Origin of the sequence: Chloracidobacterium sp. (assembly GCA_016720705.1) — a bacterium.
Lineage (GTDB): Bacteria > Acidobacteriota > Blastocatellia > Pyrinomonadales > Pyrinomonadaceae > OLB17.
Genome location: JADKKB010000007.1, coordinates 727,223 through 739,826, shown reverse-complemented (window position 1 = coordinate 739,826; position 12,604 = coordinate 727,223). Strand labels below are relative to the sequence as shown.

Here is a 12,604-nt window from a genome sequence, read left to right as displayed (position 1 = left end):
TGGATGTGTGCAAGTTACCATAAATGCTCGCTATTATAATGTTTTTGGGTTTAGTTTATGGGGTTTTCTACAACGGCAATTCACGCGGGCAACGAGCCTGATATCGCGACCGGAGCGGTGAGCGTACCGATCTATCAGACGTCCACATACGCACAGGACGGACTGGGGCAGCACAAGGGTTTTGAGTATGCACGTACGCAAAATCCAACGCGGTCGGCGCTTGAGAAAAATATTGCGGCACTCGAAGGTGCCAAATATGGATTTGCATTTGCCTCGGGAATGTCGGCGATCGACGCGACGTTAAAGCTCGTCAAGGCGGGCGACCACGTCATCCTTGGTGACAACACCTACGGCGGCACATTTCGCCTGTTTAGCCGCGTGCTTTCGGAGTATGGTGTCGAGTTTGACCTGGTCGATACGTCGGATGCGACCAATCTGGAGCCGGCATTCAAACCGAATACGAAGATGGTCTTTGTCGAGACGCCGACCAATCCGGTGATGACCGTGACGGACCTTAAGGCGGTGTCGGACCTCGCTCACGCCCACGGAGCACGTGTCGTTTGCGACAATACATTTATGTCGCCGTATTTCCAGCGTCCGATCGAGTTCGGCGTGGACATCGTCGTTCACTCGACGACCAAATATCTTAACGGCCATTCGGACAGCGTCGGCGGGTTTGTCGCACTCAATGATGAGAAGGACGCTGAGTGGATCGGCTTTATTCAGAACAGCGTTGGTGCTATTCTCTCACCATTCGATTCGTTTCTGGTGCTGCGCGGCACTAAGACTCTGGCGGTGCGAATGGAGGCACACGATAAGAACGGACGGATGGTCGCGAATTTTCTGGCTGAGCATCCGCGAGTCGAAAAGGTATTCTATCCGGGCCTTGCATCGCATCCGCAGCACGAATTGGCAAAGCGGCAGCAGTCCGGATTTGGCGGTATGGTCGCCTTTGAGACGGGATCGCTGGCTAATGCAAAAAAAGTTTTGGAAAGCGTCAAGCTTTGTACGCTTGGCGAGAGTTTGGGTGGTGTCGAGAGTTTGATCTCGCACCCGGCATCAATGACACACGCGTCGGTGCCGCAGGATAAGCGTGAGAGCCTCGGTATCACCGACGGCCTTGTCCGTGTTTCTGTCGGTATCGAAGATGTCGAGGACATCCTTGCGGACCTTGATCAGGCGCTGAGTTAATTATGTTTACAGTTGAGATACACGCCACATCGCATATCGGCCGCGTGCGTAAAGGTAACGAGGATAATTATCTTGTGCTGAACATCACCGGAGCCAAGCGCTGGACCGGTTCGCAGGATGATGGGGAATTTATTGTCGAGTCTCAATCGTTTGAGGTGGACAGCAATGGCGTGGTCATTGCCGTCTCGGACGGTATGGGCGGAGCGCTTGCCGGCGAAGTCGCCAGCACGATGGCGGTCGAAACCGTCAGCGAACAGATACTTGGCGATGATGATATCGACAAGACGATCGAGCCCAGCGTTTACGAACATTACTTGATCAACAAACTGTACGAAGCAACTCTATTTGCCAATCAGTTGATTCACAATCAGGGCCGCACTGATCCGCAATATCAGGGAATGGGTGCGACCTTTACCGGGATCGGCATTACGCCGGAGGCGGCAGATGTGATCCAGGTCGGTGACAGCCGTGCATATCTCGTGCGTAACGGCAAGATATATCAAGTCACCAAGGATCAGTCGCTCGTCCAGCAGTTGATCGACGCACAACAAATTTCCGAAGCCGAAGCCGAGACGCACACGCTGAAGAACGTGATCCTGCAGGCTCTCGGTGCGCAGAATGAGATATATCCGGTTTCGGCCAGAGTAACGCCTAATCGTGACGATATATTTTTGATATGTAGTGACGGACTGTCAAACAAGGTTTCGGCGGGAAGTATGCAGCGGATCGTCCAGGATAATTTTGACGATCTTCAAAATGCCTGTGTCGAGCTTATTCGCGAGGCCAATGAGAATGGCGGTGAAGACAATATCACAGTCATTTTAGCCAAGTTTAGCGGCGAGGGCCTGCCCGCTCCCGAAGGCGATGAGGTCAAACTCGAACTGATCGATCTAGGCGGCATTCACGACACCGCGGATCAGGACACGGCCGAGATCATCTAAATCAATTAAATTTAACTGAAAATGGACAATTGCACATTGAGGCAATTGTCCATTTTTAATTTCTGATGCTCTCGATCACTCTTTACGACTCGCGGCGCCACTCAGGTAATTCGTTGGTCATCTTTCGGACAAATACCGAGGACCCTTTGACCTCTACGATCTCCACCTTTTCGCCCTGCACGAGTACCGATTCGCCATCTACCGGAAACGCGGTCCACGTCGAGCCAAAGACCTTGACCGCGGCCTCGAGCATCGAACCGCTACTGGCCGTGGTTACCGTTCCGATCTGGCCGGGCATCGAGTCAACACCCATCTTTAGACGATTTCCGTCGCCGTGCGTGAAATAGTTGGCAAATATCGTCCGCGACATCGCCGTCAGAGCAACTGACACGACCGCAAACGCCGCAAATTGCGATCCGAGCCCAAATCCCAAATAGCCGAGTAGTGCTGCGGCGAGAGCGCCGACACCAAACCAAAGCAAGACGAATCCGAGCGTGAAAACCTCGGCGACCACTAGGATAACACCGAGAATCAGCCACAATATCCAGATCGCGTTTTCCATATTTCTGCCTTTGTCCGACACCTAAATCATATCACGGAAGCACAACTGTTAAACTTTCCGCTACTCCGCTTCAGACACGCACGCGGCCAAATTCGTGGAGCAGCGGAGCAAGTCGTTCGACCGCCTGCCGGTGGACTGCTCCGTTGGTTGCAAGTATTCCGTTCAAATTCTGCAATTCGGCACGATCGTAGCGGAAAGGGAAGCCAAAAAGATCCGTAAATGAACCGCCCGCCTCCTCCAGTATGATCTGCGGTGCACACGTGTCCCAAAGCTTGGTCCGTGGACTCGGATGAATGTATACATCGCAGGTGCGGTCGGCGATCAGTCCAACCTTGAGGCCGACCGAACCGCGGCGAACGACGTCGGCAAACCCAAAATGCTCGATGATTCGGTTCATCCTGGCGGGTAAGTGATTGCGCGACACGGCGATCGTCATTGACGTCAGATCGTCGCGAGCCGATGCCGTCACTCGCACAGGGGTTTCGCCGCCCGTTTGGGTAAATGAACCGCCGCCTTTCATCGCGTAGCTCATAGCGTCGTAAAAGGGTAAAAATACGACCCCAAGAACCGGTATGCCATCCTCGGCGAGACCGATCTGAACCCCGAAATCACCATCTTTTTTGACAAATCCGGCAGTGCCGTCGATCGGATCGACTATCCAGACCCGACGTCGGGCAAGCCGCTTTTCGATGTCATCGACCTCTTCTTCAGACAGGATCGCGTCATCCGGAAACGCGGCCTCCAGGCCTTCGACGATGATGCGGCTAGCCTCTCTGTCGGCGATGGTCACCGGTTCGTAATGATTGTCCGCACCAAGTTTCTGGTGCGTTTCAAAATCGGTGGCGTAGTGTTCGAGTATTGTCTTGCCGGCAAGGCGCGCGATCGCGATCGCCGTCTCAAGCTCTTTTTGCATCATTGATATAAATCTATCACGAGCCGCAGGCAGGGCATAAGCTATGCAGGCTTCAGTTGATGTCGATCAATTCTGTAATACCGCATCTCGGGCAGGTCAACGAACGCCGGGTCGCGTCGGTCCAACGGGCGAGTGCTTGGGTGGTCGGCAAAGGGCCGCGGGACTCGGCCTCGCCCTGTCGATAGTACAGCGGGAGTGTCGAGGTGTCGGCACGGGCAAGTTCCATTTCGCGCGAGCATACACGGCATTGCCAGCCGTAACCTTCGTTAAAGAAATCGTGCGTTTCCGTCATCTGTGAGCAGTGCGGCAGACCCTTGATAGCGTCTGCCGCACCTTTTGAGGTTCTATTCGAGTTTACGGGTCGTACGAGTCGCCGGCAGCGAGCCCAGCAACTTGACCGCAACGGTAACACTTTTGCCGCCGCGATAGAGTTCGACCTGAGCGGTGTCGCCGATCTGTTTTTTATCCAGATAACGGTAGAGGTCATCAAGACTATCCATCTTTTCGCCATCGATCGATGTGATAATGTCGCCGAGCGTAATGCCGCCCGTCGGAGCTTGCGTCAGGCCGCGAAGCCCCGCGTTAAATGCTGTCGTGCCGGGCTCCACACGCTGTATGACCAGGCCGTTTTCGATCGGCAGTCGATAGCCCCGATTGTTGACCTCGGCGGCACTGATGGTCGATGCACCTAGTTTCGGCCGTCGAACTTCGCCAAACTTTATCAGTTGTGGCACGATGCGTTTGGCGATATTGACCGGTACGGCAAATCCGACACCAACAGATCCGCCCGCGGGCGACAGTATCTGTGAATTGATCCCGATCATCTTACCGAACTTATCGAGCAAAGGGCCTCCCGAATTGCCCGGGTTGATGGATGCGTCGGTCTGAATCGCCGCATCGATCGGACGATCGTTTCGGGCACGGATCGGGCGTTGGAGACCTGAGATGACGCCGGTGGTAAGGGTGCGGTCAAGTCCGAACGGATTGCCGATCGCGAGTACCTTCTGTCCGACAACGAGTTTGTCCGAATCGCCAAGCGGAACGACCGTCATTCCCGGCGGCGGGTCGATCTTGATGACCGCGAGATCTGTATCAGGGTCACCGCCGACGACCTTGGCCGGATAGACCTTGTCACCGCCAAAGCTAACGGTCAGCTTTTGAGCGCCGTCGATCACGTGAAAATTGGTCAGGATATTGCCGTCGGCGTCGATCACCGAGCCCGAACCGTTGCCCTTACCCTCTTGCACATCGCCCCAGAAATCCTGCTGATAAGATGTCGTATTGATAAAAGCTACGCCCGGTGAGATCGCCCGATAGACCTCGATACTGTTTTGCTCGTCTGAGACCTGAGACGGGTCCGTGATGCCCTGCGGCGGTGCCTGCTCGGCAAGCGTCACGTCAGAACCGCTCTTCGCCATTAGATCCTTGCCGTAGTTGTAAAGCAATGCCGTCGCACCGACCGCGATCAATGCTGATGCAAAAGCGAGCAGCAAGATCTGCCGTGCGGAAACCTGATATATCGAGTTCCTATTCATAATGCCAAATTACCTCAAAATAAAACTATCAAAGGATTTTGATGCCGTCGAAATCCCTTTGCGTTGTGTATTAAGGTACGAAAAAAAACGGGCTGTTGTTTCCAATTTCGAAACAACGAGCCCGAAGCGATTTTATATTCTGTGATCAAACAAAGAAAGCGAACAACTGCCCCGGAATATCGGTAAAATTCTTGATCTGGTCGGCGGAGACATAGCCAAATGCGGCCAAGCCCGTGAAAAGATGTACTCCCATCAGGCCGATATATATCGCTAACGCGATCGCCATTCCATATCTCGCCAGCGGTCGTCCGCCCCATCGGACAAGTACGAAAGCGGCGATCGTGCCCATCGCTATCTTCACCGCGAGAAATGGGCCGTTGCCAATGTCCAGAAGCGACGCCATCAGCTGATTTCCCTCGGTAGCGACGCCCGAACGTACCCAGACGATCGTCAAAAGGGCGTCAAGCAAGTTAAGGGCGAATAGAAGGAAGGCCGGCGTTGCTAAAGACATAAAGACGTTTCTCCTTGCAAAATTATGTTTAAACTCTCCCTTTAACGACTTAACCCCCGGCTTTGGCAGGCCGGGGGCTAATTCAACTTCTGGAGATTACAAACTAACTGTGACGCTTTGAGTACAGTGCTAATAGAAGCGAATTTCAGAAAAAAGATCACAATTTATTTTCCAACTTACAAATGGTAATCTGTATAGGTACATAGTCGTTTATAGAGCGATCGTTCGGGGCAACTATTCGCTCCGAATTTGATACAAAAGCACGGCCTGCGAACTTATGGGCCATCGAGAGTGAACCGATATGAAAAAGATATTTAATATTAAAACCTTTGTGTTGTTTATGGCGGTAATTATGTCCATCGGTGTTAGCGATGGACTAGCACAGAAGCGTAAACCGGTACTGAAAAAGAGGCCGGTCGCGAAAAAGCCGATCGTTAGAGCTCCTGTCATACCGCTCTTTACGGTCGAGTCCGGATCGACGATCCGCGTGCGTATGAATAAGACGATCTCTTCCAAGACTGCCAAGGTCGGCGATACGTTTACGACGACCGTTACGGAACCTGTCTATTCGTCGACCGGCGTGGTCGTAATACCGACCGGCTCGACGGTTACCGGCAGGGTGGATACCGTAAAGGCCGCGCACAAGGGCGGAAATGTCGGCGAGATCGGAGCAAGCTTTATATCTGTCAGGATGCCGAACGGAGCCTTGCGGACGATAAATGGTTCGCTGACCGAACTCGACAGCAAGAGTGCCAAGAGCGACAACGAGGGAACCGCCTCAGGCGACAAGACGAAATTGCGTAAGGTGAAATTTATCGGCGGCGGCGGCGTCGGTGGTGCAGTCCTCGGCGGCGCGGTCGGCGGCGGCAAGGGTGCGCTCATCGGCGGCATCATCGGCGGTGTCGGCGGACTGATCGCCGAGACCCAGACCAAGGGCGAAGAAGCGACAGTGAAAGCCGGCACAGAATTTGGCGTGTACCTGAACCAATCTGTCTCACTGCCCAGATTTGTCGAAACGACGCCTGTGACCCCATAGTTCAACTTAAACAAAACTCAAACCTAAAAAAGGCCGATCAGATCGGCCTTTTTTGTGTTGTGCATGTGCGGCGAAATTACGGGACGGAAACTGAAAGTTGTCGCCCGTTCAAATAATTATCGACAATTCGCGAAGTCCGGCGGAAACGTCGGAGCCCACGTGAACGCGAAGTGCACGGCGGCCGCGGTCGAGGAGTACTTGGAAATCTCCGCGGGCCTGTGCGGCCTTGACCACGCCGAATGTGTATCGCTGTCCCGGAACCTGAATGTCAGAATCGTCGTCCGACGTGATCTGCAGAAAGACGCCGTTATTGCCGCCGCCCTTATATGCCTGGCCGGTCGAATGCAGAAATCGTGGGCCAAATCCGAGACACGTCGCACATTCAAACCGTTCGAGGACTGATGTGCGGATCGCTTGCATCACCTGTGCATTATCGGGACTCATCGCAAGATAACCGAGCAGTCCGAAGTAATCGCCCTCGCCGATCCGTGATAAATGGGCATCAATTATTGCCGCAACGGTCTCTTCCTCGGCGGCGGCGAGCAACTCCATTGCGTATTCGTTGCCCGTGAAAAGCGACATATTCTCAGACGCGAAAAATGGCGTTTCGGGGGGTAGCGAGCCGGTGGTTTCGTATTCGTCTGTGATCTTGCGAGCCTCGATCTTGGCGGACTCGACGTCGGGCTGGTTAAATGGGTTTATATCCATAATGGAGCCTGCGGTCGCGGTCGCAAACTCCCATCGGAAAAATTCTTGTCCAAGTGTGTCGATCGAATCCAGCACGACCCTGACGGCGGGATGTCCGGCGGCGGTTACTGACGCAAACTGTTCGTCGAGGCTGTCGTTACCCGCAACGCTTAGAAATGCAAAGATACGATCAGACCCGTAAAGGGCGGCGGCCTGCGGCTTTTCGCGATCAACGGGAATTATGGCGACACCGATCTTGCCCGTCGATTCGGCGACCAACTGCTCCATCCAGGCACCGAGGTCGTGTATCTCCGGTGTTGTAAAGATCGTGAGTTTGTCGCGGCCCGCAGCGTGGCAGACGCCAAGCATTATGCCCAAGGCGGCGCCGGGATTTTGGTTCGGGTCATTTGACCTGCACGCATCGACCATCGGCATCGTACTTTGCAAAAACTGTTCGACATCGATGCCCATCGCCGCCGCAGCGGTCATCCCAAATGCGGAAAGGGCGGAGAAACGACCGCCGATCTGCGGTTTGCCATAAAAGATATGCCTAAATCCGTCGGTCTGGGCGACCTGTTCCATCTTCGAACCCGGATCGGTGATGGCGATAAACTGTTTTCCCGCGTTTTCTGCTCCGACTAGCTGAGACACACGGTCAAAAAAGTACTGCTTGAAGCAATTCGGCTCGAGCGTCGATCCGGATTTACTCGCAACGATGAAGAGCGTTTTTGAATTGTCGAGTTTGCTTTCGACCGCGGCGATCTGTGCCGGTACGGTCGAATCGAGGATGTGGAAATTGTGCTTGCCAAAGGTCATCGCCAAAACCTCCGGGCACAGCGACGAACCGCCCATTCCCATCAGCAGGACGCTTTCAAATCCGGCATCGCTGATCTCCGCGGCTAGGCTACGATACCGTTCAGCATTTCCCAGTTCGGCCTCGACTATCTCGAGCCAGTCCAACCACACCGCTTCGTCGGTGCCGGTCCACAGAGTCGCGTCTTTGTTCCAGATTCTTGCAACGCTGCCCGCGTCGGACCATTCGCGGATCGTGGACTGAAATTTGGTTTCGATCGATGCCGGCAAATGAAAACTGAATTGATTGAGCATACGTCAATATTCAGACAATGGCAGGCGGCCTGTCAAACAATTCAGCGGTCGGAGCGCAAACTTAGTTGAGAAACTATTTTTGGATCTTGTACCGCTTGCCGTCAAAACTGTAGTTATAGACCGTTCCGGCGACATCGCAGCCCGTTTGCTTGCGGGCGATGAGTTTGAGATGGTCCGTAGCGATTTCGAAGGTGTAGTAGAAAGGAATACCGATCTCTTTGCCAAGTTCGCTAACCGTCGCCGGCGAGGTGCTAAGTATGGCAACGATGTCTTTCTTGCCCAGTGGCTTGATAACTGCCGGAGTGGTTTTGATCCATTTGCCGCCTTTAACCGCCCAAAACTGCAGATCGCTCGCATCGCAATCGTACGTCGAGATCCCGACCAGCATTTTCGATCCCGAGCGGGAAATGAGCTTCATCTCGCCGCTTGTCGTGTCATTGACGCGAAATCGCAGCAGATCGCCCTCGGACGAGGAGTTGGCCGCTCGCTGTACTGCGGGGACACTGATCGCATCGGCGGGTGCGGCAAGGTAAAGCTCACTGACCGACTGGGCCAGTGATCCGACGGGAAAACACAAAATTGTAAAAAGTATTATTGATCTCATTATTATTTTAATTCGACGGTCACTGAAATATTCAGAGCGGCGACCGCGAGAGCTAACAGTGATCGTGCGCGCAATCGGAGGACTGATTCTGTTCGGTACAATCAGATCTCTATCATATCAGCGAGAAATTGGCGGTTTTGGTATCACGACGAACAATAAAAAACGCACATTTCTGTATGTTCTAGATCATCTGCACGATCTGCTGCGGCCTGATCTCACTCGCTTTTGAGCCAGTCGATCAGAGCGTCTTCTTGTTTATGAAATGCGTGTTCGGGATGACCGTCGCTCGCCATCGGCAACTTAAAGAATACGGCCAATTGATCCTGTATCCCGCCTTTGCCACGCTGCATAGCGAGGTCGAGACAGCGTGCTATCTCAATCGCGAGCGGTGCCGCTAGGATCGAGTCCTTGCAGAGAAAGTTGATCTTAAGCTGCATATTCTGGCCGAGAAAGCCCCTGATATCGATATTATCCCAGGCCTCTTTATTGTCCCTTCGCGGGCGGTAATATCGGATATCGACCAGATGATCTTCGACTTCGTAACCGAGGATGTCCTCGAGCAACGAACTCTTGGTCATTATCTTAGATGCGAGCGAATCTTCGTTTGAAAGTGCGAGACCGTCGCGATTGCCCAGGATATTGGTCGAAAACCAACCGTCGACCTTTAGGGCTCTTGCTCGCAGTGCGGGGGCGATGACAGATTTGATAAAGGTCTGTCCGGTCTTACCGTCTCGACCGGCGATCGGCACGCCGCTGGCGGTAGCAAATTCGATCAATGCAGGAATATCGGCAGCAACGGACGGCGTGAAATTGCCGAACGGTATCCGCTCGACGATCGCGGCGTACGCATAGAGCATAGACGGCGAAATGTCAGGCGAATTGTCGTCAAGTGCCGTTTCAAACGAGCTGATCGAATCAAATATCTCGTTGCCATCGGCGACGTATTTTTCGGTCGAGGCGAGATTGATGACAACTACCGATGAGCAAGTCCGGCGAAACCCCTGCAGGTCAGCTCGCAGTTTGGCGATCGTATCGCGATGGTTGTGGACAGTGATCCGATTGCCGCCGTCGATATTAGATAAAAAACGGTCATTGCCCGCCGCGGGCCAGGGTTTTATAGCTTTCAGCGGTTCTTCGACCGCTCGAAACTGTTTATACGTCAGGACATCGTGTTCTTCGGCGGCGGCGGCGAGGTCTTCACTAAAAAGGTCCCAACCGGCAAAGACGATCTGCGAATAATCAGCCAGTCCATCGATCTCAAATTCGGCGAGCGGCAAGCCTTCGGTTCCGATCGCCTCCGCCTTGAGCAGTTCGACGCCGGCAACCATCGTCGTGCCGACCGCACCGCCAATGCCAACAACTGCAATTCCTAATGTCCGATTTCCCATACGAAACGTCTGAGTTTACAACTTACAACACGGCGATGCCAATGCGTCTATGATCCGATCGCACAATTATCATCCGGGAATGACTTTGCGTTTAATACAGTCGCCGCAATTAAACTGACAAATGCGAGATTTGACACTTTATTTTTCTGTAATTTGGCGTAAGATATTCGGTACTTTCAAGATTAATCGGCTTCGCTGAAAGTTCTATTGCTCCGGACAATCTTGGAAATAAATATATGACACAACCAGAACAAAAATCGTCCTTAAAAAGTACTATCGAAAAGCACAAGGAATTTCTATTTCCGGCCGTCGCCACTTACTATCAGGAGCCGATCGCGCTCGTTAAGGGCGAAGGCGAGTACGTCTGGGACGATCAGGGGAACCGGTATCTCGATTGCTTCGGCGGTGTGCTGACCGTGAGTGTCGGGCACGCCAATCCGCGGATCAACGAGGCGGTGCTTGAGCAAAACAAAACGATCCAGCATACCTCCGCGCTCTATGCTAATCCGAACCAGTCGAACCTGGCCGAGAAATTGGCTGAGATCACGCCCGGCGATCTGAAGAAATCATTTTTTACCTCAACCGGCACCGAGGCGGACGATACGGCACAGATGGCGGCCAAGATCGCAACCGGACGTCACGAGGTCGTAGTTTTGCGCCACAGTTATTCGGGGCGTTCGGCGACGGCACTGTCATCGACGGGACACTCGAACTGGCGTCCGTTGCCGGCACAGGTCGCGGGTATTGTCCACGCACCTGCACCGTATTGCTATCGATGCCCGTTCAAGCTCGAATATCCCAGTTGCGGTGTAGCGTGTGCCCAAGATATTGAGGAACTGATCCAGACGACGACGACCGGCGAGATCGCGGCGTTTATGGCCGAACCGATCCTCGGCGTCGGCGGATTTATCGTGCCGCCACCTGAGTATTTTGAAATCGCGTACGGTATCGCGCGTAATTACGGCGGCCTGTGTATCGCGGACGAGGTGCAGACCGCTTGGGGGCGTACGGGTGACAAGTGGTTCGGCATTGAGCACTGGAATGTTGAGCCGGACATCATCACGTCCGCCAAAGGTATGGCCAACGGCATTCCGATCGGCTGGACGATCGCGACTCCTGAGGTCGCTGACAAATTCCCGGGCTTGACCTTCGCCACCTTCGGCGGCAATCCTGTCTCGACCGCTGCGGCCCTTGCCGTTATCAAAATGATCGAGGACGACGACCTTCGTACCAACTGCCGCGTGGTCGGCGATTATTTCCGCAGCAAACTCGACGAACTTAAGGACAAATATCCGGTGATCGGCGACGTCCGTGGTATGGGTTTAATGCAGGGAATCGAGCTCGTCAAAGACCGCCAGACCAAGGAACCCGCACCGGCTGCGGTTCTCACCGTTTTTGAAGAGACCAAACGCCAAGGCGTCCTCATCGGCAAGGGCGGCCTCTACGGCAACGTCATCCGAACGGGAATGATGCTTAATTCGACAAAGGATAATGTCGATGAATTGATACGTGCGCTCGATGCCGGCTTTGCTCTGTGTTAGAGCGTGCGGCGCGCAGCGTATAGTGTTGCCCGATGGCGGGTGTCGGGTTGAGGGTTAGCGTGCAGTGGTGGTCATTTCCTGCTGCGAGCATAACTCTACCGACGTCCGGCACGGATCAACGTTGTCCTTTACAAAGCCCACGATCAGCGCAGTTCCTGCATAAGCTAAATATCCGATGAAAAAACACAGGATACAAAGACAGGCTGCGAGTACAGAAGTTCCTTTCACTTTTGACGTCCCCCTTTTGTAGCAAATAATAAAAAATTGCGTTTAAATTAAGGAAAACGTCACTTTGGGTATTAATCGAGAGTAACATATCACAATTGCGGTAATAGTTCAAAAAAAAGATCACATACCACTTTGTGTATTAGATCGTGGATTAGATCGTTGCTCACGACACAGCTCCAATTTTGTTACAGACTGCAAACACGCCCTACGCCTGGGGCAGAAGAAATAAACAAAATGGACGTCCACTACGGCTCTCGGAAAGGCCGGAATGGACGTCCACTCAATGGGACCCTATTTAATTTGCCGCCGACCCGTAAAGTTCGGATCACGGCGGAGCCGCTCTCGATCGTCTCAGTCGGC

At 53.4% G+C, this 12,604-nt stretch carries 12 protein-coding genes; 4 read left to right on the top strand and 8 right to left on the bottom strand.

Features of this window, described 5'->3' with window-relative positions; genetic code table 11:
- Positions 1-57: 57 nt before the first annotated feature.
- Together IPQ00_10515 and IPQ00_10510 are read left to right on the top strand one after the other, a co-directional pair.
- A complete protein-coding gene (locus tag IPQ00_10515; GenBank protein MBL0240989.1) occupies positions 58-1,191 on the top strand; it encodes a cystathionine gamma-synthase in 1,134 nt (377 codons plus the stop codon).
- A gap of 2 nt (positions 1,192-1,193) precedes the next feature.
- The gene (locus tag IPQ00_10510) at positions 1,194-2,132 is read left to right on the top strand and encodes a serine/threonine-protein phosphatase (GenBank protein ID MBL0240988.1); all 939 of its coding nucleotides are present in this window, start codon (positions 1,194-1,196) and stop codon (positions 2,130-2,132) included.
- Positions 2,133-2,214: 82 nt separating this feature from the next.
- On the opposite strand, the gene IPQ00_10505 is transcribed toward IPQ00_10510, so the two are convergent.
- The 5 genes from IPQ00_10505 to IPQ00_10485 all read right to left on the bottom strand — a co-directional run bounded on the left by IPQ00_10505 (position 2,215) and on the right by IPQ00_10485 (position 5,653).
- Positions 2,215-2,694, bottom strand: coding sequence for an NfeD family protein (locus IPQ00_10505; protein ID MBL0240987.1), 480 nt, complete (start codon positions 2,692-2,694; stop codon positions 2,215-2,217).
- A 70-nt stretch (positions 2,695-2,764) separates the two neighbouring features.
- Positions 2,765-3,610, bottom strand: coding sequence for a 3'(2'),5'-bisphosphate nucleotidase CysQ (locus IPQ00_10500; protein MBL0240986.1), 846 nt, complete (start codon positions 3,608-3,610; stop codon positions 2,765-2,767).
- A gap of 49 nt (positions 3,611-3,659) precedes the next feature.
- Positions 3,660-3,899: a hypothetical protein gene (locus IPQ00_10495; GenBank protein MBL0240985.1), complete on the bottom strand. Its 240-nt coding sequence runs from the start codon at positions 3,897-3,899 to the stop codon at positions 3,660-3,662.
- Between the two features lie 52 nt (positions 3,900-3,951).
- Positions 3,952-5,142, bottom strand: coding sequence for a trypsin-like peptidase domain-containing protein (locus tag IPQ00_10490; GenBank protein MBL0240984.1), 1,191 nt, complete (start codon positions 5,140-5,142; stop codon positions 3,952-3,954).
- A gap of 145 nt (positions 5,143-5,287) precedes the next feature.
- Positions 5,288-5,653 (bottom strand): hypothetical protein, encoded by a 366-nt coding sequence (locus tag IPQ00_10485; GenBank protein MBL0240983.1) that lies wholly within the window; start codon positions 5,651-5,653, stop codon positions 5,288-5,290.
- 301 nt (positions 5,654-5,954) lie between these two features.
- Between IPQ00_10485 and IPQ00_10480 the strand changes: the two genes are divergently transcribed.
- Positions 5,955-6,689, top strand: a complete 735-nt coding sequence (locus tag IPQ00_10480) for a hypothetical protein (GenBank protein MBL0240982.1) — start codon at positions 5,955-5,957, stop codon at positions 6,687-6,689.
- A 108-nt stretch (positions 6,690-6,797) separates the two neighbouring features.
- Here the strand turns inward: IPQ00_10480 and IPQ00_10475 are convergent, their stop codons facing one another.
- The 3 genes from IPQ00_10475 to IPQ00_10465 all read right to left on the bottom strand — a co-directional run bounded on the left by IPQ00_10475 (position 6,798) and on the right by IPQ00_10465 (position 10,475).
- Positions 6,798-8,483 (bottom strand): bifunctional transaldolase/phosoglucose isomerase, encoded by a 1,686-nt coding sequence (locus IPQ00_10475; protein ID MBL0240981.1) that lies wholly within the window; start codon positions 8,481-8,483, stop codon positions 6,798-6,800.
- A gap of 73 nt (positions 8,484-8,556) precedes the next feature.
- Positions 8,557-9,087, bottom strand: a complete 531-nt coding sequence (locus tag IPQ00_10470; protein MBL0240980.1) for a hypothetical protein — start codon at positions 9,085-9,087, stop codon at positions 8,557-8,559.
- Between the two features lie 215 nt (positions 9,088-9,302).
- Positions 9,303-10,475, bottom strand: a complete 1,173-nt coding sequence (locus tag IPQ00_10465) for an inositol-3-phosphate synthase (GenBank protein ID MBL0240979.1) — start codon at positions 10,473-10,475, stop codon at positions 9,303-9,305.
- Between the two features lie 236 nt (positions 10,476-10,711).
- On the opposite strand from IPQ00_10465, the gene IPQ00_10460 reads away from it, so the two are divergent.
- Complete coding sequence (locus IPQ00_10460) at positions 10,712-12,016, top strand: aspartate aminotransferase family protein (GenBank protein ID MBL0240978.1); 1,305 nt, start codon at positions 10,712-10,714, stop codon at positions 12,014-12,016.
- Positions 12,017-12,604 lie beyond the last annotated feature (588 nt).

Coding starts and splice junctions, on each gene's coding strand:
- IPQ00_10515 (MBL0240989.1), top strand. CDS start 58: ATGGGGTTTTCTACAACGGCAATTCACGCGGGCAACGAGCCTGATATC.
- IPQ00_10510 (MBL0240988.1), top strand. CDS start 1,194: ATGTTTACAGTTGAGATACACGCCACATCGCATATCGGCCGCGTGCGT.
- IPQ00_10505 (MBL0240987.1), bottom strand. CDS start 2,694: ATGGAAAACGCGATCTGGATATTGTGGCTGATTCTCGGTGTTATCCTA.
- IPQ00_10500 (MBL0240986.1), bottom strand. CDS start 3,610: ATGATGCAAAAAGAGCTTGAGACGGCGATCGCGATCGCGCGCCTTGCC.
- IPQ00_10495 (MBL0240985.1), bottom strand. CDS start 3,899: ATGACGGAAACGCACGATTTCTTTAACGAAGGTTACGGCTGGCAATGC.
- IPQ00_10490 (MBL0240984.1), bottom strand. CDS start 5,142: ATGAATAGGAACTCGATATATCAGGTTTCCGCACGGCAGATCTTGCTG.
- IPQ00_10485 (MBL0240983.1), bottom strand. CDS start 5,653: ATGTCTTTAGCAACGCCGGCCTTCCTTCTATTCGCCCTTAACTTGCTT.
- IPQ00_10480 (MBL0240982.1), top strand. CDS start 5,955: ATGAAAAAGATATTTAATATTAAAACCTTTGTGTTGTTTATGGCGGTA.
- IPQ00_10475 (MBL0240981.1), bottom strand. CDS start 8,483: ATGCTCAATCAATTCAGTTTTCATTTGCCGGCATCGATCGAAACCAAA.
- IPQ00_10470 (MBL0240980.1), bottom strand. CDS start 9,087: ATGAGATCAATAATACTTTTTACAATTTTGTGTTTTCCCGTCGGATCA.
- IPQ00_10465 (MBL0240979.1), bottom strand. CDS start 10,475: ATGGGAAATCGGACATTAGGAATTGCAGTTGTTGGCATTGGCGGTGCG.
- IPQ00_10460 (MBL0240978.1), top strand. CDS start 10,712: ATGACACAACCAGAACAAAAATCGTCCTTAAAAAGTACTATCGAAAAG.